The following is a 25,941-nucleotide window of genomic DNA, read 5'->3' as shown; positions in this document are numbered from 1 at the left end:
CGGGCTTTTTTGTTGGTTCAGGATCTCAGTGCTCAGTCGAGCTTTTCGAGATCCCTAACGGCGCCCTTATCGGCGCTCGTGGCCAGTAGCGCATAGGCTTTCAGGGCTGCAGACACCTTGCGGTCCCGTGGCAGTTCCGGTTTCCAGCCCTTGGCGTCCCTGGCTTCCCGGCGACGATCCAGTTCGGGCTGATCCAGCTCCACGTTGATGCTCCGGTTCGGAATGTCGATGCGGATTGTGTCGCCATTTTCGATCAGGCCAATGGCTCCGCCGGCGGCCGCTTCCGGCGACGCGTGGCCGATGGACAGGCCGGAAGTGCCGCCAGAGAAACGCCCGTCCGTCAGTAGCGCGCAGTCTTTGCCGAGTCCCTTGGATTTCAGATAGCTGGTCGGATACAGCATTTCCTGCATGCCCGGTCCGCCACGGGGCCCTTCGTAACGGATGATGACAACCTCGCCCGGCTTGACCTCGTCAGAGAGAATTCCGGCAACGGCGGAATCCTGGCTCTCGAATACCCTTGCCTTGCCTTCGAAAACGAAGATGCTCTCGTCTACGCCGGCAGTCTTGACCACGCAGCCGTCCAGGGCAATATTGCCATAGAGTACGGCCAGGCCGCCCTCGGAACTGTAGGCGTTCTCAACCGAACGGATGCAGCCGGTCTCCCGGTCACCGTCCAGGGTTGGCCAGCGGGTGCTCTGGGAGAAGGCGGTCTGCGTGGGAATGCCGGCGGGACCGGCCTTGTAGAACTCGACCACTTCGGTGGGCGGCGACCTCATGATATCCCAGGTCTCGAGCGCTTCTCGCATGGTCTTGCTGTGCACGGTGGGAAGGTCGGTATTGATCAGGCCGCCCCGTTCCAGCTCGCCGAGAATGCCCATGATACCGCCGGCCCGGTGCACATCTTCCATGTGATATTTGGGTGAGTTCGGAGCCACCTTGCAGAGTTGCGGAACACGACGTGACAGCTGGTCGATCTCGTTCAGAGTGAACGGAACGCCGCCTTCCTGGGCAGCCGCCAGCAAGTGAAGGATGGTGTTCGTTGAGCCGCCCATGGCGATGTCCATGACCATGGCGTTTTCAAAAGCCGCCATTGAAGCAATGCTCAACGGCAGTACGCTGGCGTCATCCTCCTCGTAATAGCGCCGCGCATTCTCCACAATCTGTCGACCGGCTTTGAGGAACAACTGCTCCCGATCGGCGTGCGTTGCCAGGAGTGAACCGTTGCCCGGCAGCGCCAGACCGATGGCTTCGGTGAGGCAGTTCATGGAGTTGGCGGTGAACATGCCGGAACAGGAGCCACAGGTCGGACAGGCGCTGCGCTCATACTCTTCCACCTGTTCGTCGGAGGCATTGGGATCTGCAGCAATGACCATGGCGTCCACCAGGTCGAGCTTGTGCTCCGACAGTTTGGTCTTGCCTGCTTCCATGGGGCCGCCGGAGACGAAGATCGTGGGGATGTTTAGGCGCATGGCAGCCATCAGCATGCCCGGGGTGATCTTGTCGCAGTTGGAAATACACACAAGCGCATCGGCACAGTGGGCATTGACCATGTACTCTACGGAGTCGGCAATGATCTCCCGGGATGGCAGGGAGTACAGCATGCCGTCATGGCCCATGGCGATGCCGTCGTCGACCGCGATGGTGTTGAATTCCTTGGCAACACCCCCGGCGGACTCGATTTCGCGGCACACCAGTTGCCCGAGGTCCTTAAGGTGCACGTGGCCGGGCACGAACTGGGTGAAAGAGTTGGCAACCGCGATGATTGGTTTGCCGAAGTCGCCGTCTTTCATGCCGGTGGCGCGCCAGAGGGCACGGGCGCCGGCCATGTTGCGGCCTGCGGTGGAGGTCCGCGAACGATACTGAGGCATGGGGTTCTTTTCTCTCTGTTGTTACCTGATGACGTTGATCAAAAAAACAGAGGATACCAGATTAGACTCCAGGCGCATGGTTGTTTTCAGAGCCTCTGTTTACAATAGTTAACACAGTTGCCAACTTATTTTCCGGTTTGATCCGACAAGGAGTATGCCTATGGCCGGCCAGGAAAGCCTGCCGCTTCGTCGCCTTAAAGAGTTCCAGCCTTTGAACCGGCTGACCGATGACCAGTTGGTTTTGCTTGCCAGCCGGGCCGAGCGTCGTACCCATGGGCCCGGGCAGAGGGTTCTGGAACGCGGTGTCCGTGACGGTCTCGATTTTTTCCTGGTGGCAGGAAAGATTGAGCTTGAGTCCGTGGATGGCCGAAAAACGATCATCGAAGCCGAAACCGAGAAAGCCCAGAACCCGATTGCCAGACTCCAGCCACGGATGTACGACGTTACAGCCGTCAAACCCTCGGAATTCCTGGTCGTCGAGCAGGACATCCTTAACCAGTTGCTGCGATCGGCGCCTGTCGAACAGGTTGAGATGGATTCAGGTGAAGGCAATGGAGGGCTCGAGAGCGAGGAACATCACCTGCTGATGGAATTCCTGTCGGAGCTGAGATCGAACCAGGTGAAGCTTCCCAGTGTGCCGGATGTGGCCTGGAAGGTCCGGCGGGCGGTAGATCGCGAGGAGTCGACGGCGGATCAGGTGGCCCTTGCCGTATCGGCCGACCCGGCGATGGCGGCCAAGCTCGTTCGCGCCTGTAACAGCCCGCTATATCGCGGATTCAGTGATGTCCGGAATGTCCGGGAAGCAGTGGTCCGTTTGGGCATGCGCACCACCCGCCAGCTGGTGACGGTGTTTTCCATGCGTGAGGTGTTCAAGACCCGACAGGCGTCGCTTCAGAAAGAGATGGAAAAGCTTTGGCGTCACTCTCGTGAAGTGGCTGCCCTTTGCTGGGTGCTGGCGGATCACGCCACCAAATTGAATCCGGAGGAGGCGTTGCTGGCGGGACTGCTCCATGATATCGGCGTGGTACCGATCCTGGTCCAGGCGGAACATCATGTGAATCTCTTTGCCGATGAGGCCAACCTCAGCCATGCAATCCGCGAACTCAGGGCGGATGTGGGTACGGCGGTTCTGGAGAACTGGTCGTTCCCGCCGGCGTTCGTTGAGGCGGTCCGTCATGCCGAGGACTGGGGCTATGAATGCCGAGAGACATCACCCCAATTGGTGGATGTGGTTATCGTGGCGCAATTGCATTCGATGATCGGTTCCAGCCAGAATGCCGAGCTTCCCCCGTTCGACCAGGTGCCGGCGTATCGGCGTCTGGGCGAGCTTGAACTCAATGCTTCTCGCAGTTTGCAGCTTCTGACGGAGGCCAGGGCCCGGGTCGACGAAGTTCAGCAATTGCTGTCCATCCGGTGATTGTCCGGGCTGTGTAAACTGTGGAGTCTGCTTTCCGGTGACTGTTGCACTTATGAATGTACCTTTATTCCCCCTGAATTCCATCGTCCTGCCCAGGGGGAGGATTCCCTTGCAGCTGTTCGAGCCGCGCTACATCGACATGCTGACCCGTTGTCTCAAGGAGGATCGTGGGTTCGTTGTGGTGCTGTTGCAGGAAGGCGGAGAGGCCGGGCGCACCGCCGCCTTCTACGATATCGGCACCTATGTACGTATTATTGATTTCCAGCAGCTGGAAAACGGCCTTCTGGGGATTACCGTTGAAGGCGAATCCAAGGTCTCCGTGGTCCGCAGCTGGCAGCAGGAAGACGGCCTGAATGTGGGGGACGTCGAGTGCCTGATTGAAGAGGCAGAGAGTGAGGTGCCGGAGCGTTTCAGCGAGTTGCCCTCGGTTCTGAAGGCGTTGTTTCGTCATCCGGTCATCCGGGACCTGAACATGGACATTGACTATGGTGATGCCCGGGATGTTGGCTGGCGGCTCACCGAACTTCTGCCATTGGACAAGCAGGAGAAACAGAAGCTGGTGGAATTGCAGGACCCTCTGGAGCGGCTCACCCGGCTTCAGGGGCTCCTGGAAGCGCTGGAAGAAGGCTAGGTTCCAGCAACCGGCCTGAAGTTCAGAACCGCCTGATCCCAGGACAGCAGGATGTAGGCTCCCGTAAGGATTAACCACACCACCGCTGCACCAACGATGGTGATATCCGGCGCCAACGGAACCTTGTCATAGCGGCTGTAACTGGCCCGCACCGCACCGGTAACGGCCAGGGCAAGCAGCAGTCCTCCAATCACATCGGTGAACCAGTGCACCCCAAGGTAGAGCCGGCTCAAAGCCACGGGCACCAGTGGCAGCGAGAGCAGCACGTAGTATTGCCAACGTCTCCGATGCCTGCTTTCGCCGGCGACGAAACTTGCCAGCAGCGTCACCAGCAGGGTGATGCCCGCCGTGTGACCACTGGGAAAAGCGCCGGAATTCGGCGGGCCCATGACTTCATCCGGCCGGGGCACGCCCAGCAGCGCCTTCAGGCCCCAGACCAGAACCACCGTCACTGCGATAGCCGCCAGAACATGGATGGCCGCGGCGTAATAGCCCCGGAATAGCAGTGCCGCGCAGGCAAGTACACCGGCGGTCATTAACACCGGCGCGTCACCCAGCAGGGTAATGGCAATGAAGGGGCCGTCCAACAGAGGTTGCCGGAGTTGCTCAAACCAGAGAAGGGTGGCCTGATCGAACCCATCCAGGAGGCTGGTGGCGGTAGCCAACTGCCCCCAGATCAGAAGTAGTGAGGAGGCACCCAGCGCCAGCATGAATGAGGCCAGCGGGAATTCGCCCTCCCGGGCCGGTCGTTGATTCGTGTACAAGCGCCAGAAACGGTTCGTAGCCTCGTATTGCGCCATCCACTGCTTCAGCCAGCGGTAGAAACGGCTGTCCTCCCCGAGCCCCAGCTGAAACCTCAATAGCACGAAATAGACCACCGTCAGGGCCGCGAGGCTGATGCCGATGACCGCGTAAAAATGCGCCGGAGGCCTGATATCACTGGCCAGGGCACTGCCCACCAGAAACCCCGGGAAGATGTAGACTGGCGCCCAGGCAACAGCGGAGCCGATGTTGAAAGCCAGAAAGCGCCGCCAGGACATCATCAGGGCCCCGGCCACGAGCGGGATGATCGGTCTGACCGGGCCGACGAAGCGGCCGATGATCACACTCTTGCCGCCGTGACGCTTGAAGAAGCGCTCCCCGGTACCGATGATTTTTGGATAGCGGCTCAGTGGCCAGGCGGTTGTCAGGCGCCCCTGCAGCAGTCGCCCCAGGCCAAAACTTGCCGTGTCGCCGGCGATGGCCCCAAGGCCCGCCCACAGCAGTGCTTCCGCAAGCGGCATGCCGGTCTCCCCCGCCAATACGGCGACGGCAAACAGGATGGCGACACCCGGGACAATAATGCCGGCTATAGCGAGTGATTCGATGAAGGCAGTCGTAAACAGGGCTGTTGCCAGCCAGCCGGGATGCAGGCTGAGCCATGCCGACAGATCGTTCAGCCAGGCACTGCTCATGTTTCGATGGTTTCTCCCGGGCTGAACCAGACCGAATCCGTACCGCGTCTGCGAGCTTCTTCCATGGCCTGGTGGGCCCGGTCCCTGAGTGTGTCGGTACGGGTGTCGCCACTGCCGCGGGTGGTGCAGCCGAGGCTTACTGTGGCTTTGCCAACCACCGGCCAGTGGTGTTCGGCAATGGTGCGGCGAATCCGCTCGGCAATCACTCGCACGCCTTCTTCCGGGGTAAACGGCAGGATCAGGAAAAACTCCGAGTCTTTCAGTGTGTACAGGGTATCGCCGGCCCGAATCACGCCGAAGAGGTGCTCGGTCATATCCCTGAACAGGCCCTGAACCTGGTCCCTGCCGTGAAGGTCGGCCACTTCGTCGGCGTAATCAATGCTCAGGTCGATGACGGACAGGCAGTGCCCCGTGGCGATGGCACGGCTGATCTCTTTATGAAGGGTTTCATCCAGAAAGCGGGCATTATGGGCGCCAGTCACCGGATCGGTAATGGCGAGGTCCTCTGCCGACTGGGCCATGTGGTCATAGTGCCAGATGTACAGGGCTGCAACCGCCAAAAGGATGAACAGGCCCCCCGTGATGGCAATGGCGTCAGCCGGTGCCTTTTCGAGGAACAGGATGATCGACATGGGTACCAGCAGCAGAAGCGATAGCCCGACACCCTGACGCAGGGGCAGTATAAGCAGATTCAGCACAAGCAGGGGCATGGCCCAGTGGCTGATGCCCGGGGCATCCATGGTTAGCAGCGCTGCCAGCATGCCACTGTTCAGGCCGGAGAGGATGACCAGGTGCCCGGGGGCCGACAGCTGGTGCCGGCGGCAAATGATGGTGTAAACGGCACCCGCGAGGGTCAGAACCGCCATCCCTGAGGCCAGGTAAAAGAGTTCGTAGAAACCATAGCGGAGGTTCTGCATCGCCAGGGTGAAAATGAACAGGCAGGCGATGCCGTAGCCAAAGGCATGGGTCCAGGTTCTCAGTCGGGTCTCTGTCATGCCACTGGCCCCTCTGCCCGAGGCTGGCTTGGTTGTGCCGGCTGCGACCATGAACTGTAGGCCTGGCTTCGGTTGCCTCCCTGCTGCTGGGCCCGGCGCAGGGCATTCGCGGCACTCTGCTGCAGACTGTTGGCATCGTCACCGATATTCAGGCCGGCGATCCCGGTGCTGACGGTCAGGTTCATGCCATGGGATTCCAGAAGCGTTGCCAGGCCCTTGCGGATCGTCTCGGCGCGGGCGATTGCGTCGCTGGTGGAAATGCCCGGCAGGATCACCAGAAACTGCAGGTCCGCGACCCGGTAGTAGGTGTCGAAATCACGGATCTGGGAATGCAGGTAGCGACCAATGCGGGGAAGAATCGAGCGGATGTCCTCATCCGGTTCGTCATCGCTCAAATGGGTGTCCAGCCCGATCATGATAATCGACATATCGGTGCCCTCCCGCTCACTGCGCTGGATTTCCTTGTGCAGGTCGGCAGACAGGTATTCCCGGCTGGCTGCCTGGGTCAGCTCGTCGGTACGGCGCAACGGCGCGAGTTGACGGGTCTTGTAATCCCGCAGGAAGACCAGTAACGCCGAAAGCAGCAGGGTAAGAAGAAAGGCGCTGATCATCTGGTGGCGGTCGGCAAGGCCTACCGCCCATTGTGCCGCGATCATTGCCAGTACAGCGATGATCAGTGTTACCACGGCTGCGGCCGCTGGCGGAACCAGGGCGAAAGCAACCAGAGGCAGCGCGTAAAGCCAGTGACTCAGGATCCATGGGCCGGTCCAGAAACTGGCCAGCAGTATCAGCAGAAGGACGACAAAGAAAGCCTGCTGGATTCTCGGCCAGGGCTGGTGGACCCGGTTGGGGTGGAACGTCTTTCCGGCAATGACAATACCTGCCGCGGCAGCCGCGGCTGCGGCAACCATGGGTTCGCCCAGCACGGCGCAAAGGGTCGCAATGGCGATCAGGGCCACGAAGCCCGCTCGCGACAACTTGCTCAACAGGAATTTTTCGGCCATCTGGGCCATGGTGTCCTTCCTTTTCCCGAACTCCCTTGAAAAACCGTCCCCGGGGAACCTTCATCGGTCCGAGTATGGCATATCGCAGCGGTATAATATCTGTTTGGGATGCGTACTTGAAACGGGAAAGGTAAAGTTAGGCCCTGATTCCCGATTCCGCTTGAAAACAGAAAGGTATTTGAATGGATATTGCAGCGTACATGGCTGAGGTTGGGCAGCAGGCCCGTGCAGCGGCAACCGGAGTGGCTCGTTCGACCACCGCCGTGCGTAATCAGGCGCTCCTGGCGACGGCCGAGGCGCTGGATGCAGCCCGGGAAGAGCTGGCCCTCGCCAATGGCAAGGATCTGCAGATGGGCCGGGAAAATGGCCTGGATGCGGCGATGCTTGACCGGCTGGAGCTGACACCCCAGCGAATCGATACCATGATTGAGGGCCTGCGCCAGGTGGCCTCCCTGCCAGACCCGATAGGTGCCATCACCGACATGAACTACCGGCCCTCCGGTATCCAGGTGGGCAAGATGCGTGTTCCGTTAGGCGTCATCGGTATTATTTACGAGTCCCGTCCCAACGTGACGGTCGAGGCTGCGAGTCTGTGCCTCAAGTCGGGCAATGCGACCATTCTCCGGGGCGGCTCAGAGTCCATTCATTCCAACCAGGCCATTGCCCGCTGTCTTTCCGCCGGGCTCGCCAAAGCGGGACTGCCCGAGAATGCGGTGCAGGTGATCAAGACAACGGACCGCGCTGCAGTCGGAGAGTTGATCACCATGCCGGACTACGTTGATGTGATTGTGCCCAGGGGCGGCAAGGGTCTGATCGAGCGCATCAGCCGCGATGCCCGGGTGCCTGTTATCAAACACCTTGATGGCGTCTGCCATGTCTACATCGATAGCCATGCCGATCCGGAAAAGGCGCTGAAGGTGGCGATCAACGCCAAAACCCACCGGTACGGAACCTGCAACACCATGGAAACCCTGTTGGTGGATGCAGAAATCGCCGAGGATATCCTGCCTCTGCTGGCCCAGGCTTTTGTTGAAAAAGGCGTGGAATTGCGGGGCTGCGAGCGGACACGGGCCATCGTCGAAGGCGTGGTCGAAGCTACCGAGGCAGACTGGGAAGCCGAATATCTGGCTCCGGTCCTGGCAGTGCGTGTGGTTGACGGCCTGGAAGGCGCCATTGCCCATATCAACCGCTACAGCTCCCAGCATACCGACAGCATCATTACTGAGAACTACACGCGGGCACGGCGCTTCATCACGGAGGTGGATTCCAGTTCGGTGATGGTCAATGCCTCCACGCGCTTCGCCGATGGGTTCGAGTATGGTCTGGGGGCCGAAATCGGCATCTCCACTGACAAGATCCACGCCCGGGGGCCGGTGGGGCTGGAAGGCCTCACGTCCCAGAAATACGTGGTTTTCGGTGACGGGCACATCCGGACCTGATGCCCATGCATGTCATTTATGGAGGGACCTTCGACCCGGTGCATCATGGCCATCTCAGGCTTGCACTGGAAATCAGCGATCGTCTTGGCGTGGATTGCGTCAGCCTGGTGCCCTGTCATATTCCGCCGCACCGGGGGCAAACCGGGGCGTCTTCCAGTCAGCGCCTGGAGTTGTTGAGGCTGGCAGTGGCCGGTGAGCCCCAGTTGCGGATTGACGACCGTGAGCTCTCACGGGAAGGAGCGTCCTACACCGCCGATACCCTTCGCCAACTCCGGGCCGAGCTTGGTCCGGATGAACCCCTGGTGATGGTGGTTGGCACGGACGCATTTGCTGGCTTCGATCGCTGGCGGGAATGGCAGCAGATTCCGGGTCTGGCGCATGTGGTTGTGGTCCGTCGGCCAGGCCCGGCATTGGACCCATCCTCCGAACCGGCCCGATTACTGGCAGAGCGTGGTGTGGAAAGTCCGGAGGCCCTGCATGACAGCCCCTGCGGCTGCGTTCTCGAGCTGGATCCACCCTTGCTGGATGTTTCCGCGACCGGTATTCGGGAGCGTATCGGTGACGGCCGTTCGCCACGCTATCTGGTGCCTGACTCGGTCTGGACAGAAATTCGCCGCCAGGGGCTCTATGGAGCATGCCCTGACGGGAACTTTTAGTGCTACAATCGCGTCTGAATATGACATTTCGGGCGGCCATACCGGCAAACGCCCGTCCAACAGGGTGATTATGCAGGCAGAGCAACTGAAAGATCTGGTAATTAATGCGCTTGAAGATGTGAAAGCACAGGACATCAGCGTGATCGATGTCCGTGACCGCACCAGTGTCACCGACTTCATGGTTCTGGCATCCGGAACGTCCAACCGACATGTAAAATCCCTGGCAGACTCCGTCGTGGTCGAAGCGAAGGAGAAGGGCGTGCGCGCGAGCAATGTTGAAGGTGCCGGCGTCAGCGACTGGATTCTCGTGGATCTGGGCGATGTGGTTGTTCACGTTATGATGCCTGCCACACGAGAATTTTACGATCTGGAGCGCTTCTGGCGTGATGCTCCGGATCTTGGTGTTGCGGGCAGCGAATAATCATGCGGTTACGCCTGATCTGTGTGGGGCAGAAAATGCCCGACTGGGTCAGTACCGGATTCGGAGATTACGCCCGCCGCATGCCGCCGGAGCTACCCGTGGAACTGGTTGAAATCCCCGTCGCCCATCGGGGCAAGAATCCCGATATCCCCAGGCTGATGCAGCGAGAAAGTGACGCCATTCTGGCGGCCACCGGCGCGAAAGACCGGGTCATCGCGCTGGAGGTTGGTGGGCGGCCGTGGTCGACCGAAAAGCTTGCGGCGCAGCTGGAGAACTGGCAACAGGATGGCCGGGACGTCAGCTTTCTGGTGGGCGGCCCGGATGGCCTCGCCGACGATTGCCGCAAACGGGCCGACCAGCAATGGTCGCTGTCGCCCCTGACCCTGCCTCATCCCCTGGTGCGTATTGTTCTGGCAGAGCAGCTCTACCGGGCTTGGTCGATCACCCGCAATCACCCGTATCACCGGGCCTAGGGGGACGTTATGCCATGGGGTGAGTTCAAGGATACGGCAGCGGAACGCCGGCTTTTCCAGCGGCGGAGCCTGGTCATGCTGGTGCTTGTCATGCTCGCTATCGGTGGCCTGATTGCCCGGATGTATCAGCTTCAGGTCGTGGAACATGAGATATACACCACGCTCTCAGACAAGAATCGCGTCCAGGTCCAGTCCGTGCCTCCTCCCCGGGGGCTGGTATACGACCGCAATAACACCCTGCTGGCGGAGAACCGCCCCGTTTTCAGTGTGACGCTTGTGCCCGAGCGGGTACAGGGCATGGACGATACCCTGGCGCAGCTTGACGCGATCCTGGAGATCTCCGAGGAAGACCGCGAACGGTTTCAGCGTCGGCTTCAGGAGCCCCGCCGACCCTTCCAGGAAATCCCCCTTCGCTATGACCTGAATGAGCAGGAGATGGCACGCCTCGCCGTGCATCGCCACGAGCTTCCGGGCGTCGAGGTCAAGGCTGAGCTGGTACGGTATTACCCCCACAGTGAGCTGACGGCCCATGCCCTAGGATTTGTCGGGCGTATCAATCGGGATGAGTTGCAGAGGATCGATCCGGTCAACTACGCAGGCACCAACTACATCGGCAAGTCGGGCATTGAGCGGTTCTACGAGGAAATCCTCCACGGCCAGGTCGGCTACCAGCATGTAGAAACCAATGCCCGTGGCCGGACTCTCAGGGTTCTGGAACGTGAGAACCCGGTTCCCGGGGAGGATCTGCAGCTGCATCTGGATCTCAGGCTGCAACAGCGTGCCCACGAGCTTCTTGATGGTCGTCGGGGCGCCATCATTGCCATAGAACCGGATACCGGCGGCATTCTCGCGCTGGCCAGCGTGCCGGGGTTTGACGCCAACAAATTCGTCACCGGTATCAGCGTCAACGATTATCGGGAATTGAGCGACAGCAAAGACAAGCCCCTGTTCAACCGTGCCTTGCGCGGTCAGTACCCGCCAGGCTCAACGCTCAAGCCCATGCTTGCGGTCGCGGCCCTCGACAGTGGCGCGACCACCCGGGATTACACCATCTGGGATCCGGGGCATTTCCGGCTGAATCAGGGTGGCCGGGTCTGGCGCGACTGGAAGCGGACGGGGCACGGCTGGGTTGATCTCAAGGACGCTGTGGCCGAATCCTGTGACGTCTACTTCTACGAGGCGGCGGTCGAAATGGGCGTGGATACCATGCACAGCTACCTGTCTCATTTTGGCTTCGGGGAAGACGCGACGCTTGATGTCTCCGGGGCCCTGAGCGGCTTGCTTCCTTCCAGAGACTGGAAAAGGGCAGTGCGCAATGAACCCTGGTATCCGGGAGATTCCGTGAACCTGGGTATCGGCCAGGGCTTCATGTTGGCAACACCGTTGCAACTGGCGACAGCGACCGCCCTAATCGCCAATCGAGGCGAGTGGGTCGAGCCGAGGCTACTGAAAGATATCAAGGGGGATCGCCCGGTCGAGGAGTTCTTACCCGCCGAAACCCACGAGCCGCTCAAGTTGAAGAACCCGGACGACTGGGAGTATGTGGTGGAAACCATGGTTGAAGTCATGCACGGAGCGAAGGGTACTGCCCGGGGTGCTGGCCGTGGTGCCCCCTACAAGATGGCAGGCAAGACAGGAACTGCCCAGGTCTTCAGTCTGGCCGAGGATGAAGAATACGATGAGGAAGAAATCCGCGAGCGGCTTCGGGATCATGCGCTTTTCGTGGGTTTTGCGCCGGTAGATAACCCGAAAATTGCCGTCGCCGTTATTGTCGAGAACGGCGGCAGCGGCAGTGGCACCGCGGCACCGGTCGCGCGGGCGCTGTTTGACTCCTGGTTGCTGGATTATGGCCAGGGGGATAGCGCATTGGTCAGTGGTGTCGGCGAGGTGGCTGACTGATGGCGTTCAAGGCGTTACTGGATTCAACCGCAAGCAACCCTCTTGGCCGGCACCGGAGCATCTGGACAGCGCTGCATCTGGATCCAATCCTGTTGCTGCTGTTACTCCTGCTGGTTTCCGGCGGGCTGTTCGTACTCTACAGCGGTGCCGACCGGAACCTTGAGGTCGTCAAGGCCCAAGGCATCCGGCTGGGCGTGGCGTTTGTCGTGATGCTGGTATTTGCCCAGCTGGATCCTTCGGTGTTTCGCCGTTGGGCGCCGTGGCTCTACGGCGCCGGTATTGTGGCCCTGATTGCGGTTCTGCTGGTGGGCGTTGGTGCCAAGGGTGCGCAACGATGGCTGGCTATTCCGGGACTGCCGCGTTTCCAGCCATCGGAATTGATGAAGCTGGTGGTTCCCATGATGGCGGCCTGGTATCTGTCCAGGCATTTCCTGCCGCCCAGATTCCGGCATGTGACCGTCGGGCTGGCGATCGTTCTGGTGCCCATGGTCATGATCATGCAGCAGCCGGACCTGGGGACCTCGCTGCTGGTCGGCATGGCCGGTATCTTCGTGGTGTTTTTTGCGGGCATCAGCTGGAAACTGATCACGGCGTTCGTGGCCATGGTGTCCGTTTCGGCCCCGCTGATGTGGTTCTTCGTCATGAGGGAATACCAGAAACAGCGTGTATTGACGCTTCTGGACCCTCAGAGTGACCCCCTTGGCGCCGGCTGGAACATCATCCAGTCCAAGACCGCCATCGGTTCCGGTGGCGTGGATGGCAAGGGCTGGCTTCAGGGAACCCAGTCGCACCTGGAGTTTCTGCCAGAGAGCCATACCGACTTCATCGTCGCAGTGCTGGCTGAAGAGTTCGGGTTCGTGGGCATGCTGATCCTGATGACGGTGTATTTCCTGATCATATTGCGGTGTCTGTATATTGCCGCGACGGCCCAGGATTCATTCAGCCGCCTTCTCGCGGGTGCGCTCACCATGACGTTCTTCATCTACATCTTCGTAAATGTCGGGATGGTAAGTGGACTTTTGCCAATCGTTGGTGTGCCATTGCCCCTGATCAGCTACGGTGGGACATCGGGGGTCACCCTGATGGCAGCCTTTGGTGTTTTGATGTCGATTCATACCCATCGGCGAATGATTGGCGCCTGATTTGGTCAATCAAACCATGGCCACAGGGTAATGGTGATTCCGTCGGAGAACCCGTTACAATGAAGGCTGGACCACCGGGAACCTGATACCGGTGGCCAGTGTAGTCAAGAGGAATTCCGGACAGTGAACTGCAAGCCCTCATTCTCCCTCCTGCTGTCGGTGGTTGTGTCGCTGATACTCGGCGGCTGCGCGTCGGCCCCGGAAACGGACCATTCGTCCCGCTATACCCTGGCAACTGACAGGGCCCCTTCGGGTAACTTCGATGTGTCCGGTCTTGACGATGCGGTTCCGGTTTATGAGGCCCCCAGGAGGGCGGGCAACAAATCGCCCTACCAGGTCTGGGGCAAGCAGTACCATGTGCTCGACAGCAACGACGGTTATGTCGCCCGGGGTACGGCGAGCTGGTACGGCGAGAAATTTCATGGCCACAAGACCTCCAACGGCGAAACCTTTAACATGTACACCATGTCCGCCGCGCACAAATCCCTGCGAATCCCCGGCTATGCACGTGTAACGAACCTTGATAACGGTCGCTCGGTGATTGTCCGCGTCAACGACCGCGGTCCCTTTCACAGCGACAGGATCATCGACCTGTCATACGCCGCTGCCAAGAAGCTGGGGTACCAGGCCAGGGGCACGGCCCGTGTGGAGGTGGCTGCCATCACCGTCAGGCCGGATGGCGCCATGTTCATTGCCGGCGAGCCTTATTCCCCGGGAGATCCGGCCGGATACGCTGAAAGCCGGGTGGAGGCAAGCGGTGACATGGCCATGACCAACCGGTCATTGTTTGTGCAGCTGGGGTCCTTCAGCAGCCGGGATCCGGCTGAAAAACTGCTCAGCCAGGTGAGGGCGGTGCTGGAGAACCCGATGCGCGTTCGGGCAGTGGATACCTCCGCGGGGCGCTTCCATCGGGTTCAGGTGGGCCCCTTCAATGACGAAGACAGCGCCAGGCGTACCCAAAGCCTGCTGGAAGCCCGTGGTTTCGATCAGTCCATCCTGCTGACCGATACGCACTGAATAAACCGAACACGACATATTTAAAAAAATACACTTAACGACGAATGAATGGACCCATGGCCTTAAACTCTGCTTTTCGAACTCTCTCCGTTGTCCTTGTGCTGATGCTTGCCCTGACAGGCAAGGCAATGTCCCAGTCGGTGCTGATTCCGTCGCCGCCGCAGATTGCCGGCAGCTCCTACGTGTTGATGGATCCCAAGAGCGGACGGATCATCATGGAGGAGAACAGCCACGAGCGTTTGCCTCCGGCCAGTCTGACCAAAATGATGACGGCCTATATTGTCGAGCGTGAGCTTGATGAGGGCCGCATTGCCATGTCCGACATGGTTCCCATCAGCGTCAATGCCTGGAAGACCGAAGGTTCGCGCACCTTTGTTCGGGAAGGCACCCAGGTTTCGGTCGAAGATCTGCTCAGGGGAGTCATCATTCAGTCGGGCAACGACGCCTCTGTTGCCCTGGCGGAATTTGTTGCAGGCAGTGAAGGAGCCTTCGTTGACATCATGAACCAGCAGGCCCAGCTGCTGGGAATGAAAGACACCAATTTTGTGAACGCGACCGGCCTGCCCTCGCCGGAGCATTTCTCAACAGCGTATGACCTGGCGATGCTGGCCCGCGCGATCATCAACGATTACCCGGAGAACTATCCGCTCTACGCTGAAAAACATTTCACCTACAACAACATTCGCCAGCCGAACCGGAACAGTCTGCTCTGGCGCGATGACAGTGTCGACGGCCTGAAAACAGGCCATACCGAGGAGGCGGGTTATTGCCTTGTTGCCTCTGCCAAACGCAACGACACCCGTTTTATTGCCGTGGTTATGGGCACCAACAGTTCAGAAGCACGGGCCCAGGAAATCCAGAAAATGCTGAACTACGGCTTCCGCTACTATGAGAGCGAACGCCTGTTCCGGTCGGGCCAGGAGCTCATCGAAGCCCGTGTCTGGGGCGGTCAGGCTGATCAGCTCTCCGTTGGCATGACTGAGGATGTCTACGTGACCATTCCACGGGGTTCCCGAAACGATCTTGAATCGACGGTCGACCTTGATTCTGTGATCAAGGCACCCATTAAAGTCGGGGACGAGCTGGGACGGGTCAAAGTGTCCTATAACGGCGAGGTACTGGTTGATCAGCCGGTGTTGGCCCTGACCGAGGTTCCCGAAGGTGGCTTTTTCAAACGCATCTGGGACGCCATCAAGCTCTTTTTCGTTCAGTTATTTCAGTAAGGTGATGTTGATCCCGGGGAGTAAAACGGCATGAGTGAGCCGAAAGCACCAAAAATTGAGTTTCCTTGCGACTATGTGATCAAGGTGATTGGCAATGCGGCCCCGGATTTCACCGAGTTCGTGGTCGAGGTTGTGGAGCAGCATGCCCCCGGAATCAGCGAGACCGACATCACCGTTAACGACAGCAGCAAAGGCCGTTTTTCCTCGGTTCAACTGAAGATTGTGGCCACGGGTGAAGCGCAACTGAAGGCCTTGTTCGAGGATCTCAAGGCCAGTGGCCGCGTACACATGGTGCTCTGAGCCCGATGCCTGACCTGATTGTCCGATCCCTGGGTGAGCAGCCCTATCTGGAAACCTGGGAGGCCATGAAGGCCTTCACCGCTGACCGCGATGACAGTGTGGCGGATGAACTCTGGTGTTTGCAGCATCCGCGGGTTTATACCCAGGGCCAGGCGGGGAAGGCCGAACATATTCTTGCCCCGGGCGACATCCCGGTGATCCCGGTGGATCGGGGCGGGCAGGTGACCTACCACGGTCCCGGCCAGCTCGTGATTTACCTGATGATCAATCTGACTCGCAAAAAACTTGGTGTACGTTCTCTGGTGGACGAGATCGAACAGGCCATCGTCCGCACGCTTGCAGAATTGGGCGTTGAGGCCGCTCCGAGACCGGACGCCCCGGGCGTTTACGTGGGCGACGCCAAGATTGCCTCGCTCGGACTGAGGGTTCGCCGGGGTTGTTCCTTTCATGGCCTGGCGCTGAATGTGGATATGGACATGGAGCCTTTTCAGCGCATAAACCCCTGCGGCTACGCCGGAATGGCCATGTGTCAGGTTCGCGACTTTGTTCCCGGTGTGACACTGGCTGACGTGCAGCAGCGGTTGTCGCAGCAGCTGGTCAGTGGCCTGGCTCACCACGATGTCGATTTCCGCGAGGGCTGGTAGCTCAGGCCGCGGCTTCATTCTCGTAACCGCATGCGCGGTTACGTCCCTCGGATTTCGCCCGATACAGGGCTTCGTCTGACCGCTGCAGCAGGCGATCAATGGATTCCGAGCCACGGATCGACGCCACCCCCACACTGATGGTTGCCTGAATCGGGCCCTGCTCCGTGCTCACGGATCTGACGGCAAAAGCTTCACGGATCCGGTTTGCGGATGCCAGCGCCTCCCCGGTATTGGTTTCGGGCAGCAGAACCAGGTACTCCTCACCGCCCCATCGGGCCAGCGTATCAACTTTGCGGCATTGTTCCCGAAGGGTCCTGGCCACCAGAATGATCAACTCGTCACCCACATGGTGCCCGTAGTTGTCGTTAACGCTCTTGAACAGGTCAATGTCCATCAGCAGCACCGAAAAGGGCCGGGCGTTGCGAAGATAGCGCTGATACTCGATGTCCAGTTGCTCAAGCGCTTCGCGGCGATTGGCCAGGCCGGTCAGGGCATCGTGCTTGGCGGCATACTCGAATTCCGCGGCCAGCTTCAGCAACCCCAGCTTGCTGCGCCGACGGCTCTGGTCAAGGATGTAACAGGTGACCATTTCAAAACCCAGCACCGCTATCATGGTGATTCTGAAACTGGTGCTGTGCGGCGGCTCGAACAGGAAATCCCCCAGTGGGCTGAACAGGAAGATGACGGCGGCGAACCCGCCACAGCAGGCGAGCAACCCAACCCGGGATTCGCTGATGTAAAAAATGATGGGCGGGTAGGCAAACAACCAGATAATGGCGGAACCGTCCTCTACCGCGTTGATAGCCAGGTAGGTGAACAGCACCGTAATCAGGGTTATGAAGCCGCGACGCTGTAAGGTCTTGTTACCGAAGAGCAGGTAGCTCACAGAGTTGACGGCAAGAAGAACGGCGAAGCCAACCAGTAGTGGCGGCGTGATCGGGTCGTTCTGCAGGCTGGAGCGCCAGGCAAAGAAACAGAGCAGGGGCACGGCAACAGCGGTCAGCCAGTTGATCAGGATCGGGACAGGAATCTCGCCCTTGACCCGGAACTGCGACAGCTCCGTATCCGGCGTTTTTCTTGCGGATTGCGGCATTTTCAGATCTTGTTGTTGTGATAGTCGTTGTTGGACCTTACGTATCTAGAAATACTAGACCGGTTTCCCGGCGGAAACTGTGTCGAAACGTAAACGATCCGGTTGTGCAGGTGTAAACCGGCAACGGGGCTGGCGCATTGGCCCCGTGGCCGCGGCAGGCCGGTCGACTCGGTTAGGTCAGCTCCCCTGACTATCCGTATAATGGTGTAAGCCGCCAAACGTGGTGAAATTCTCTGATCCGAACAGGTCACTATGTCTTCCAGACGTTCAGGAAATTCGGTTTCCCGCATCAAGACAGGCAGTTTCGAGCGCAGGCTGAGTCTGACCCGTGCCGGGTTGTTTGCCGGTACCCGTATGGCCTCACACATGGCAACCAACTGGTTCAGCACTCGGGAAAATCGGGAAAAGCGTCACCGCGCCATGCTTTCGAGCCAGGCCCGGTTCCTGGTGGATGAACTGGGCAAGTTAAAGGGCAGCGTGGTCAAGATCGGCCAGGTTATGGCTCTGTACGGCGAGCATTTTTTGCCCGAGGAAGTCACCGAAGCGCTCCACACCCTGGAAGATCAGACCACTTCTCTGGAATGGCCGGCTATCGAGCGTGTGCTGAAAGACGAGCTGGGCGCGGAGCGTCTGGCGCAACTGGATGTAGAGCCCGAGCCTATTGGCGCTGCGTCGCTGGGGCAGGTCCACCGGGCCTGGCGCCGCAGTGACGGCCTGGAGCTGGTGTTGAAGGTGCAATACCCGGGCGTTGCCGACGCGGTAGACAGCGACCTGAATGCTGTCGCCCAGTTGCTGCGAGTGGCCAGGCTGGTCAGTTTTGGCCCCGAGTTCAATGACTGGCTGGAGGAAGTCCGGCAGATGATGCATCGCGAGGTGGACTATCGCCTTGAGGCGAAGACCACCGAGAAATTCCGCAACATGCTGGCATCGGATCCGAGGTTCATTGTGCCCAGGGTCCTGCCGGAGTTTTCAACCGAGCACGTTATTTGTTCAACCTACGAACACGGGCATTCGGTCAGTTCCCAGTCGGTCAGGGACCTCCCGCTGGAGCGTCGCAGCGCCCTTGGCAAGGCCGCCCTGGAGCTGTTTTTCCGGGAGTTGTTCATCTGGGGCGAAATACAGACCGATCCTAACTTCGGCAACTATCGCATCCGGATTGCCGGGGAGGAAGGGGATGACCCGGGGTACGACCGTATCGTCCTCCTCGATTTCGGCGCCGTGCAGTCCTACTCGGGCGAGTTTCTCAAACCGGTCATCCAGATGATCAAGGCATCCTACGAGAACGATCTCGATGCGGTAATCGATGGTGGCGTGAAGCTGCGTTTCATGAGCACCGAGTGGCCGGAGGAGGTACTGGAGAAGTTTGGCCAGGTCTGCATGTCGGTGCTTGAACCGCTCTCCAGCGACAAGGATTCCTGGCCAGACTATGCAGTAAACAGCCATGGCCAGTATCGTTGGAAGCAGAGTGAACTGCCGTCCCGGGTGGCGCGTCAGGCGGCCCGGTCGGCGATCAGTCGCTATTTCCGGGTGCCCCCGAAGGAGTTCGTGTTCCTTAACCGTAAACTGATCGGGGTCTACACCTTCGTTGCGGTTCTGAATTCCGAATTTAACGGCGAGCCGCTGCTTCGGAAATACCTCTACGGTGAAGGTGACGATGCACCGGACGCCTCCGCGACGAGCCAGAGCACAAAGGCGTAGCGGGCCCCCTTGCCAATTCCTACCAGTATCACAAAATTGAGCCACGGCACGCGCATGATCCCGCCAACCAGGGTCAGCGCGTCGCCGCCCAGAGGCAGCCAGCCCATCAGCAGAGACCATTGGCCATATCGGTTAAAGCGGTTCCTCGCCTTGTGCAATTGCATCTCGCTGATCGGAAACCAGCGTTTATGCTTAAAGCGATCTACCTGCCGGCCGATAACTCCATTAACGACCGAGCCCAGCGTGTTACCCAGTGTTGCCCAGAACCACAGCCACCACCAGGAGTAACCCTGTGTTATCAGCGTGCCCAGCAGAACTTCCGAGTAAGCGGGCAGCAGCGTGGCAGCGGCGAACGCGGTCAGAAATAGCGTCAGGTAGGCCACCGGCCCCTCCGTGCTCTAAAATAGAATGAACCTCCAACTCCCCGCAGGTCCGCCTTCACCATGAAACAGTTATCGCTCCGCTTCAAGCTCTACGCCCTCGTTGTGTCCCTGCTTCTGATAATGGGTATCAGTATCGTGGTGACTGCCCAGCTGTCTCTCGGAGCCATGGAGAAGAGGTTGAGTGTCGAGACCCGGGATACGGTGCAGGGCATTGTAATGGATCAGCTCAGCGCAACCGCTGGCAAGTTCGGCGAGCTGGTCAGTGGTCAGTTTGCAACTGCCTTTCGGACCCCGGAAGTCGTCCGCAATGTCATTACCCGCAATATTCAGTCCGACAGTTCCGGTCGAATCAGCAGGACGGCCCTGCAGGAGACTGTTGGCGCCGTGCTTGAGGAGCAGAAAAGTCTGAGCTCGATATACGCCCAGTTCGAGCCGGATGGCTATGACGGGCAGGATCGCTATTTCACCGGTGGTGTTGAGGAGCACAGCAGTGACGAGGGTACCCTGGAAATCTATTACTACCGGGATCCGGAGGGCAGGGTTCACTTCAGCCGCACCGAGGACCCGGCTACGAAGTATCTGGATAGTCTGAACGAATTCGGGATTCGGGAAGCCGAGTGGTATCTGTGCTCGCGGGACACCAAGGCACCCTGCATCATGGAGCCCTATGATTACGAAATCAGTGAGGGCTATTCCGAGCTGATGACCAGCCTGGTGGTTCCGATTCTGGATGATGGAGCATTCGCCGGCGTGGTGGGCGTCGATATCAATCTCTCGACACTGCAAAGAACCATTTCCGGTGTCAGCAAGGAACTGTTTGACGGCAAGTCCCGGGTCACGCTGATCAGCGAGCAGGGTCTTATCGCGGCATCCAGTCATTATGAGGCTCATCTTGGTCGGCCCCTCCCGGAAGCTTTGCCGGAGCATGGCGATACTTTCTCAGGACTGCATAAGGGTGAGGGGACCTTCGATGACGGCCAGACCCTGGCCGTGGCCTATCCCGTCGAAATCAGCCTGCCCGATGCCGAGTGGTCGTTGTTGATTGAACTGCCAAGAGATGCCGCGCTTGCCAGCGTTTCCGAAATCACGGGCCTGCTGTCAGAAGAAGTGGCCGCGACCGCGACCCGCCAGACCCTGGTAGGCATCGGTGTCGTGGTTCTCGCTGTTGTCGCCCTTGTTCTCCTGGTCCGCTCGGTGACCCGCCCGCTGGATGAGATCCGGGATCGCATGAAGAACCTGGCCAGTGCCGAGGGGGACCTCACCCGTGAGCTGGAAATCGACACCCACGCCGAGCTGATCGAGCTGGCTGGCGGATTCAATGCCTTCCTGGCGAGGCTGAGAGAGATGATCAACGACCTGAAGGATGTAAACGCCAAGGTCCGCGAACAGGCCGGGGATGTCGGAAGTATTGCGGTTGAGACCGATGAGCAGACCGGCAGGCAACATCAGGACATCGACAGCGTGGTGACCGCCATGAACGAAATGTCTGTCGCTGCCGGTGAGGTCGCGGGATTTGCCGGCGAGGCGGCGGACAACGCCCGGATGGCCCAGGACGGCATCCGCTTTACCCAGGACACCTTGTCGTCCGCAGTCAACGGCGTGAGCGCGGTGGCCAATGATATGGGCGAGGCCAGCACTGCGATCGGCCAGGTGGCCAATCGCAGTGAGGACATCAACCGGATCCTGGATGTCATCCGTGGCGTCGCAGAACAGACCAACCTGCTGGCGCTTAACGCCGCCATCGAGGCGGCAAGGGCCGGTGAGCAGGGGCGCGGCTTTGCCGTTGTCGCCGATGAGGTCCGAACCCTTGCCTCCCGGACGCGGGAATCCACCGATGAAATCAGCACCATGATCGACGGTCTCAAGCAGGATGTGAACGGGGCGGTTTCGGTGATCCAGAGCGGTGTTGATCGCGCCACCTCGGCGGTGGATGGCACCCAGGAGGCGGCCCATTCTCTGGCCACGGTTGTCGAGCGGATCGGAACCATTGTCGAACACGTGACCCAGGTGGCGACCGCAGCGGAAGAGCAAAGCTCGGTGAGCGAGGAAATCAATCGCAACCTCACTCATATCGGTGACGCCGCCAACGATCTCCGGGAACTTGCTGGTCGCGTCAAAGGCAGTGGTCAGGCCCTGGACAATGAAGTGCAGGTTCTGGAGCGGGAGCTCGGTCGCCTGAGGACATGATGGGCGGCTACTATGGTGGCGATTCAAAGCATCAATTTTAAATTAGCGTGCGCCGTGCCATCATTCAGCCATAGGATTTGAGTCCCGAAACATACAGCCAGAGACTTTAGGGAGGTGTTTATGGAGCAGGTCACGATTTATGGCCGCTCGAGTTGTGGTTTCTGCGTGCAGGCAAAGCGCCTGTGTGAGGCCAAGAACATTCCCTACGTCTGGGTCGATATGATTGAGAAGGGCATGAGCAAGCAGGATATCGCGGACAAAATTGGCCGGCCGGTTTATACCGTGCCGCAGATTCTGGTGGGCAACCAGTACGTGGGTGGGTTTGATCAGTTCTACGCCTACATGCGCGACCAGCAATCAGAGCTGGCCCGCTAACCATCTGCGTGTAGTGTCTGAACAATGAAAAAGCCTGACAGAGCTACTCTGTCAGGCTTTTTTTGCTTTCCGGTACGCTGTTCGTTCGGTTACAGCTGGAACTCGGTCTTCAGTTTCTTCTCGGTCAGCGTATTCTGGAGTTTGGCAACACGCGGCAGGCCGTTATCGAATGGCGGGAAACTCTCACCGGCAATCAGAGGTTCCAGGTAATCCCGGCAGTCCTGGGTGATACCAAAGCCATCGTCGGTGATGAAGTGGATCGGCATCTTTTTCTCCTGGTTTGCCACTTCGCTCAGCGGGGCCTCACCGATCTTCCAGACGTAAGGTTTGCCCTGTTCGCGGACGATCGTGGGCATCAGAGCCTGCTTTCCCTCAAGTGCCATTTCCACGGCGGCCTTGCCAACCGCATAGGCCTGCTCCACGTCGGTGGCGGAGGCAATGTGGCGGGCACTGCGCTGGAGGTAGTCGGCAACGGCCCAGTGGTATTTGTGGCCCAGGGCCTGCTTGACCATATTGGCCAGGGCCGGAGCAACACCGCCCAGCTGGGTGTGGCCAAACGCGTCCTTGGCTCCGGCGTCCGCCAGGAAGCGACCATCTTCGTACTGGGCACCTTCGGAGGCCACCACTACACAGTAGCCATATTCCTTCACACAATGATCCACGCGCTCAAGGAAGGCGTCGCGATTAAAAGGGATTTCCGGGAACAGGATGACGTGGGGCGGTTCGCCCTCGCCCTGTCCTGCCAGGCCGCCGGATGCGGCAATCCAGCCGGCATGGCGCCCCATGACTTCCAGGATGAACACCTTGGTGGACGTTTCGCACATGGACTTGATGTCCAGGCTGGCTTCCAGGGTGGATGTGGCGATGTACTTGGCTACAGAGCCAAAGCCGGGGCAGCAGTCGGTGAACGGCAGATCGTTGTCCACGGTCTTGGGCACGCCGATGCAGGTAATTGGGTAGCCCATCTTGTCGGCGATCTGGGAAACCTTGTAGGCGGTGTCCTGTGAATCCCCACCGCCGTTGTAGAAGAAGTAGCCAATGTCGTGGGCCCGGAACACCTCAATCAGGCGTTCGTACTCGCGCCGGTTCTCGGAAATGTTCTTGAGCTTGTGACGGCAGGAGCCGAAGGCGCCGCCCGGGGTGTGAATCAGCGCCTGGATGGCATCGTCGCTCTCGAGGCTGGTATCAATCAGTTCTTCCTTCAGCGCCCCGATAATGCCGTTGCGTCCGGCAAACACTTTGCCGATTTTGTCCGGATGCTTGCGGGCGGTCTGGATGACGCCACAGGCACTGGCATTGATGACGGCGGTGACACCGCCGGACTGAGCGTAGAATGCATTCTTGATGGCCATCTCGGGCTGGAGCCTCCTGCTGGTTCGACAATGGCGCAGATGATACGCCAATCGACGGCAATTTTCATGAGCAGGATTGCGGATAGCGTGGCTCTTGACGGGGTGGGGCGGATACGGGAGGCTTGTCGGGTTTCAACTCAGAGGGCAGTTGCCGAATGCACATTCATATCCTCGGAATCTGTGGCACTTTCATGGGCAGCCTGGCCGTTCTGGCCCGGGAACTCGGCCATACGGTGACAGGCTCCGATCAGGGTGTTTATCCACCCATGAGCACCCAGCTGGAGGCTCAGGGTATCAGTCTGATGGAAGGGTATAGCCCGGATCACCTGGAGCCGAAACCGGACCTGGTGCTCATCGGTAACGCCATGTCCCGCGGCAATCCGGAAGTCGAAGCAGTGCTCAACCGCAATATCGACTACATGTCCGGGCCCGAGTGGCTGAGCCGCGAGGTGCTCAGGCACCGTTGGGTCATGGCGGTAGCCGGTACCCACGGCAAGACCACAACCACGTCCATGCTGCTCTGGATCCTGGATCAGGCCGGGTTTGGACCGGGCTACCTGGTGGGCGGTGTTCCCCGGGACTTTCCCGTGTCGGCGCGTCTGGGCAACAGCGACTTTTTTGTAATCGAAGCAGACGAGTACGACAGCGCCTTTTTCGACAAGCGCTCCAAGTTCGTCCATTACCGCCCCCATACCCTGATCCTGAATAATCTGGAATTTGATCACGCCGATATCTTCGAAAACGTCGAGGCCATCGAGCGGCAGTTTCATCATCTGGTCCGGACCGTCCCTTCCCAGGGCCTGATTATCCGTCCCGCGGTGGATGGCCACCTGGACAATGCCCTGGCACTGGGTTGTTGGAGCCCGATCCAGGACACCGCCATTGGCAGCGAGACCCCGCGCATGTCGGACTGGCGGGCCGAGCTGCTATCGGAGGATGGCAGCCGGTTTCTGGTGATTCACCACGAACAGCCGGTGGCCACGCTAAAGTGGGATCAGACCGGTCTTCATAATGTCCGCAATGCTCTTTCTGCCATTGCTGCCGCCCGTCACGTGGGGGTCACCCCAGACCATGCGGTGGCCGCCCTGTGCCGGTTCTCCGGCGTCAAACGGCGGATGGAGTTGCTGGCGGACATAGACGGGGTGCGCGTATACGACGACTTTGCCCACCATCCCACGGCTATTGCCACCACACTTGAGGGCTTGCGCAACCAGGTGGGTGATGAACCTATCCTGGCATTGATCGAGCCTCGTTCGAACACCATGAAGCAGGGCGTCCACCAGCAGACACTGCTGCCCAGCGCGGAAATCGCGGACCGGGTTCTGTGGGGGAACCTGAATGACATGGAGTGGCTGCCCGAACTGATTGCCGGTTGGCAGGCGCTTAATGCCGGCTCCAATCGACACCGGGTGGAGGCTACAGTGGAAGATTTGCTGGCGCGCACCCTGGAAGATCTTCCCAGCCCCTGCCACATTGTGATCATGAGCAACGGCGGCTTTGGTGGTATTCACGGTAAACTTATTGCCGAGCTTGAGCGTATCCGTGGCTGATCCGGCGCAACCGGCGACTCCCCCTGACTGACAAGTGGCGATATTCATGACCAACGACCATAACCGGCCAACGACCGTTAACCTGGCCTTCACTGGCGCGTCCGGTGCCCAGTATGGCCTGCGCCTGTTGCAGTGCCTGGTCTCAGCAGGCTGCCGGGTGAATGTGATGGTCAGCCGGGCTGCGCAGGTGGTGATCGCCACGGAAACCGATCTGAAACTGCCGGGAACGCCGCCGGCGATGCAGGAAACATTGTCTGCCTACTCGGGCGCTGAACCGGGGCAGGTTCTGGTGTTTGGTCGGGAAGACTGGTTTGCACCGCCGGCTTCCGGATCCGGGGAGAAAGCGCCACTGGTGGTCTGCCCCTGTAGTACCGGAACGCTCTCGGCCCTGGCGACCGGTGCCAGTAACAACCTGATTGAGCGGGCCGGAGATGTTGCGCTGAAAGAGCGTCGTACGCTCATTCTGGTCCCCAGGGAGGCACCTTTCTCCGAGGTGCATCTGGAGAATATGCTGAAACTGACCCGGATGGGTGCTGTCATCATGCCGGCGAGTCCCGGCTTCTACCACAAGCCCCAGTCGCTTGAGGATCTGGTGGATTTTATTGTTGCCCGGATCCTTGATCATCTGAACCTGCCGCAGGACCTGATGCCCCGATGGGGCGAAGCCCGGGCTGAGGACAAGCGCAAGGGCTGAGGCTGCTCCAAGCGATGGTTTTGGCC

The 25,941-nt window shown here is 59.6% G+C and carries 24 protein-coding genes; 17 read left to right on the top strand and 7 right to left on the bottom strand.

Features of this window, described 5'->3' with window-relative positions:
- Positions 1-32: 32 nt before the first annotated feature.
- Complete coding sequence (ilvD, locus tag EDB94_RS16515) at positions 33-1,868, bottom strand: dihydroxy-acid dehydratase (RefSeq protein WP_008176452.1); 1,836 nt, start codon at positions 1,866-1,868, stop codon at positions 33-35.
- A gap of 160 nt (positions 1,869-2,028) precedes the next feature.
- On the opposite strand from ilvD, the gene EDB94_RS16510 reads away from it, so the two are divergent.
- Positions 2,029-3,285 (top strand): HDOD domain-containing protein, encoded by a 1,257-nt coding sequence (locus EDB94_RS16510; protein ID WP_008176449.1) that lies wholly within the window; start codon positions 2,029-2,031, stop codon positions 3,283-3,285.
- 52 nt (positions 3,286-3,337) lie between these two features.
- The gene (locus EDB94_RS16505) at positions 3,338-3,916 is read left to right on the top strand and encodes an LON peptidase substrate-binding domain-containing protein (RefSeq protein WP_039882136.1); all 579 of its coding nucleotides are present in this window, start codon (positions 3,338-3,340) and stop codon (positions 3,914-3,916) included.
- On the opposite strand, the gene EDB94_RS16500 is transcribed toward EDB94_RS16505, so the two are convergent.
- From EDB94_RS16500 to EDB94_RS16490, 3 genes are read right to left on the bottom strand one after another with little or no spacing between them, the layout of a single operon-like run.
- Positions 3,913-5,370 carry a bifunctional DedA family/phosphatase PAP2 family protein gene (locus tag EDB94_RS16500; protein WP_108018755.1) on the bottom strand — a complete coding sequence of 486 codons (1,458 nt, stop codon included), beginning with the start codon at positions 5,368-5,370 and terminating at the stop codon, positions 3,913-3,915. The genes EDB94_RS16505 and EDB94_RS16500 overlap by 4 nt on opposite strands.
- A complete protein-coding gene (locus tag EDB94_RS16495; RefSeq protein ID WP_108018756.1) occupies positions 5,367-6,365 on the bottom strand; it encodes a GGDEF domain-containing protein in 999 nt (332 codons plus the stop codon). Before EDB94_RS16495 ends, EDB94_RS16500 begins: the two co-directional genes overlap by 4 nt.
- Entirely contained in the window at positions 6,362-7,378 is a 1,017-nt protein-coding gene (locus EDB94_RS16490; RefSeq protein WP_108018757.1) for a GGDEF domain-containing protein, read from the bottom strand. The genes EDB94_RS16495 and EDB94_RS16490 overlap by 4 nt, the downstream gene beginning before the upstream one ends.
- 173 nt (positions 7,379-7,551) lie before the next feature.
- Here EDB94_RS16490 and EDB94_RS16485 point away from each other — a divergent pair, with 173 nt between their 5' ends.
- The 10 genes from EDB94_RS16485 to lipB all read left to right on the top strand — a co-directional run bounded on the left by EDB94_RS16485 (position 7,552) and on the right by lipB (position 16,583).
- Positions 7,552-8,808, top strand: coding sequence for a glutamate-5-semialdehyde dehydrogenase (locus EDB94_RS16485; protein ID WP_008176439.1), 1,257 nt, complete (start codon positions 7,552-7,554; stop codon positions 8,806-8,808).
- 5 nt (positions 8,809-8,813) lie between these two features.
- Entirely contained in the window at positions 8,814-9,464 is a 651-nt protein-coding gene (gene nadD, locus EDB94_RS16480) for a nicotinate-nucleotide adenylyltransferase (RefSeq protein ID WP_108018758.1), read from the top strand.
- Between the two features lie 70 nt (positions 9,465-9,534).
- On the top strand, positions 9,535-9,885 hold the full coding sequence (gene rsfS / locus EDB94_RS16475) for a ribosome silencing factor (RefSeq protein WP_008176434.1): 351 nt from the start codon (positions 9,535-9,537) through the stop codon (positions 9,883-9,885).
- Between the two features lie 2 nt (positions 9,886-9,887).
- On the top strand, positions 9,888-10,358 hold the full coding sequence (rlmH, locus tag EDB94_RS16470) for a 23S rRNA (pseudouridine(1915)-N(3))-methyltransferase RlmH (RefSeq protein WP_008176432.1): 471 nt from the start codon (positions 9,888-9,890) through the stop codon (positions 10,356-10,358).
- Between the two features lie 9 nt (positions 10,359-10,367).
- A complete protein-coding gene (mrdA, locus tag EDB94_RS16465; RefSeq protein ID WP_014576128.1) occupies positions 10,368-12,257 on the top strand; it encodes a penicillin-binding protein 2 in 1,890 nt (629 codons plus the stop codon).
- A complete protein-coding gene (gene rodA, locus EDB94_RS16460) occupies positions 12,257-13,399 on the top strand; it encodes a rod shape-determining protein RodA (RefSeq protein ID WP_008176427.1) in 1,143 nt (380 codons plus the stop codon). Before mrdA ends, rodA begins: the two co-directional genes overlap by 1 nt.
- A gap of 123 nt (positions 13,400-13,522) precedes the next feature.
- Entirely contained in the window at positions 13,523-14,416 is an 894-nt protein-coding gene (locus EDB94_RS16455; RefSeq protein WP_062785635.1) for a septal ring lytic transglycosylase RlpA family protein, read from the top strand.
- Positions 14,417-14,472: 56 nt separating this feature from the next.
- Complete coding sequence (locus EDB94_RS16450) at positions 14,473-15,639, top strand: D-alanyl-D-alanine carboxypeptidase family protein (RefSeq protein ID WP_041644971.1); 1,167 nt, start codon at positions 14,473-14,475, stop codon at positions 15,637-15,639.
- 30 nt (positions 15,640-15,669) lie between these two features.
- The gene (locus EDB94_RS16445; RefSeq protein ID WP_008176421.1) at positions 15,670-15,939 is read left to right on the top strand and encodes a YbeD family protein; all 270 of its coding nucleotides are present in this window, start codon (positions 15,670-15,672) and stop codon (positions 15,937-15,939) included.
- Positions 15,940-15,944: 5 nt separating this feature from the next.
- Positions 15,945-16,583 (top strand): lipoyl(octanoyl) transferase LipB, encoded by a 639-nt coding sequence (gene lipB, locus EDB94_RS16440; protein ID WP_014576131.1) that lies wholly within the window; start codon positions 15,945-15,947, stop codon positions 16,581-16,583.
- A gap of 1 nt (position 16,584) precedes the next feature.
- Here the strand turns inward: lipB and EDB94_RS16435 are convergent, their stop codons facing one another.
- Complete coding sequence (locus EDB94_RS16435) at positions 16,585-17,676, bottom strand: GGDEF domain-containing protein (protein WP_108018759.1); 1,092 nt, start codon at positions 17,674-17,676, stop codon at positions 16,585-16,587.
- Positions 17,677-17,928: 252 nt separating this feature from the next.
- Between EDB94_RS16435 and EDB94_RS16430 the strand changes: the two genes are divergently transcribed.
- Complete coding sequence (locus EDB94_RS16430) at positions 17,929-19,374, top strand: AarF/ABC1/UbiB kinase family protein (protein ID WP_108018760.1); 1,446 nt, start codon at positions 17,929-17,931, stop codon at positions 19,372-19,374.
- Here EDB94_RS16430 and EDB94_RS16425 read toward each other — a convergent pair.
- Positions 19,314-19,757, bottom strand: coding sequence for a YqaA family protein (locus EDB94_RS16425; RefSeq protein WP_041644973.1), 444 nt, complete (start codon positions 19,755-19,757; stop codon positions 19,314-19,316). The genes EDB94_RS16430 and EDB94_RS16425 overlap by 61 nt on opposite strands.
- Before the next feature lie 60 nt (positions 19,758-19,817).
- Here EDB94_RS16425 and EDB94_RS16420 point away from each other — a divergent pair, with 60 nt between their 5' ends.
- A complete protein-coding gene (locus tag EDB94_RS16420; RefSeq protein ID WP_108018761.1) occupies positions 19,818-21,944 on the top strand; it encodes a methyl-accepting chemotaxis protein in 2,127 nt (708 codons plus the stop codon).
- A gap of 120 nt (positions 21,945-22,064) precedes the next feature.
- Positions 22,065-22,319 carry a GrxA family glutaredoxin gene (locus EDB94_RS16415; protein ID WP_108018762.1) on the top strand — a complete coding sequence of 85 codons (255 nt, stop codon included), beginning with the start codon at positions 22,065-22,067 and terminating at the stop codon, positions 22,317-22,319.
- 89 nt (positions 22,320-22,408) lie between these two features.
- On the opposite strand, the gene EDB94_RS16410 is transcribed toward EDB94_RS16415, so the two are convergent.
- Positions 22,409-23,671, bottom strand: a complete 1,263-nt coding sequence (locus tag EDB94_RS16410; protein WP_053114586.1) for a 6-phosphofructokinase — start codon at positions 23,669-23,671, stop codon at positions 22,409-22,411.
- A 155-nt stretch (positions 23,672-23,826) separates the two neighbouring features.
- Here EDB94_RS16410 and mpl point away from each other — a divergent pair, with 155 nt between their 5' ends.
- Together mpl and EDB94_RS16400 are read left to right on the top strand one after the other, a co-directional pair.
- Positions 23,827-25,221, top strand: coding sequence for a UDP-N-acetylmuramate:L-alanyl-gamma-D-glutamyl-meso-diaminopimelate ligase (gene mpl, locus EDB94_RS16405; RefSeq protein WP_108018763.1), 1,395 nt, complete (start codon positions 23,827-23,829; stop codon positions 25,219-25,221).
- 46 nt (positions 25,222-25,267) lie between these two features.
- Entirely contained in the window at positions 25,268-25,915 is a 648-nt protein-coding gene (locus EDB94_RS16400; RefSeq protein WP_014576138.1) for a flavin prenyltransferase UbiX, read from the top strand.
- Positions 25,916-25,941: the final 26 nt, after the last annotated feature.

It is taken from the genome of Marinobacter sp. 3-2, from assembly GCF_003751355.1.
In the GTDB taxonomy this organism is placed as follows: domain Bacteria; phylum Pseudomonadota; class Gammaproteobacteria; order Pseudomonadales; family Oleiphilaceae; genus Marinobacter; species Marinobacter adhaerens.
This window is presented reverse-complemented; position numbering and strand designations above follow the sequence as displayed.

Bases quoted from the DNA above. Each gene is read 5' to 3' on its own strand.
- ilvD (WP_008176452.1), bottom strand. From the start codon at position 1,868: ATGCCTCAGTATCGTTCGCGGACCTCCACCGCAGGCCGCAACATGGCC.
- EDB94_RS16510 (WP_008176449.1), top strand. From the start codon at position 2,029: ATGGCCGGCCAGGAAAGCCTGCCGCTTCGTCGCCTTAAAGAGTTCCAG.
- EDB94_RS16505 (WP_039882136.1), top strand. From the start codon at position 3,338: ATGAATGTACCTTTATTCCCCCTGAATTCCATCGTCCTGCCCAGGGGG.
- EDB94_RS16500 (WP_108018755.1), bottom strand. From the start codon at position 5,370: ATGAGCAGTGCCTGGCTGAACGATCTGTCGGCATGGCTCAGCCTGCAT.
- EDB94_RS16495 (WP_108018756.1), bottom strand. From the start codon at position 6,365: ATGACAGAGACCCGACTGAGAACCTGGACCCATGCCTTTGGCTACGGC.
- EDB94_RS16490 (WP_108018757.1), bottom strand. From the start codon at position 7,378: ATGGCCCAGATGGCCGAAAAATTCCTGTTGAGCAAGTTGTCGCGAGCG.
- EDB94_RS16485 (WP_008176439.1), top strand. From the start codon at position 7,552: ATGGATATTGCAGCGTACATGGCTGAGGTTGGGCAGCAGGCCCGTGCA.
- nadD (WP_108018758.1), top strand. From the start codon at position 8,814: ATGCATGTCATTTATGGAGGGACCTTCGACCCGGTGCATCATGGCCAT.
- rsfS (WP_008176434.1), top strand. From the start codon at position 9,535: ATGCAGGCAGAGCAACTGAAAGATCTGGTAATTAATGCGCTTGAAGAT.
- rlmH (WP_008176432.1), top strand. From the start codon at position 9,888: ATGCGGTTACGCCTGATCTGTGTGGGGCAGAAAATGCCCGACTGGGTC.
- mrdA (WP_014576128.1), top strand. From the start codon at position 10,368: ATGCCATGGGGTGAGTTCAAGGATACGGCAGCGGAACGCCGGCTTTTC.
- rodA (WP_008176427.1), top strand. From the start codon at position 12,257: ATGGCGTTCAAGGCGTTACTGGATTCAACCGCAAGCAACCCTCTTGGC.
- EDB94_RS16450 (WP_041644971.1), top strand. From the start codon at position 14,473: ATGGCCTTAAACTCTGCTTTTCGAACTCTCTCCGTTGTCCTTGTGCTG.
- EDB94_RS16445 (WP_008176421.1), top strand. From the start codon at position 15,670: ATGAGTGAGCCGAAAGCACCAAAAATTGAGTTTCCTTGCGACTATGTG.
- lipB (WP_014576131.1), top strand. From the start codon at position 15,945: ATGCCTGACCTGATTGTCCGATCCCTGGGTGAGCAGCCCTATCTGGAA.
- EDB94_RS16435 (WP_108018759.1), bottom strand. From the start codon at position 17,676: ATGCCGCAATCCGCAAGAAAAACGCCGGATACGGAGCTGTCGCAGTTC.
- EDB94_RS16430 (WP_108018760.1), top strand. From the start codon at position 17,929: ATGTCTTCCAGACGTTCAGGAAATTCGGTTTCCCGCATCAAGACAGGC.
- EDB94_RS16420 (WP_108018761.1), top strand. From the start codon at position 19,818: ATGAAACAGTTATCGCTCCGCTTCAAGCTCTACGCCCTCGTTGTGTCC.
- EDB94_RS16415 (WP_108018762.1), top strand. From the start codon at position 22,065: ATGGAGCAGGTCACGATTTATGGCCGCTCGAGTTGTGGTTTCTGCGTG.
- EDB94_RS16410 (WP_053114586.1), bottom strand. From the start codon at position 23,671: ATGGCCATCAAGAATGCATTCTACGCTCAGTCCGGCGGTGTCACCGCC.
- mpl (WP_108018763.1), top strand. From the start codon at position 23,827: ATGCACATTCATATCCTCGGAATCTGTGGCACTTTCATGGGCAGCCTG.
- EDB94_RS16400 (WP_014576138.1), top strand. From the start codon at position 25,268: ATGACCAACGACCATAACCGGCCAACGACCGTTAACCTGGCCTTCACT.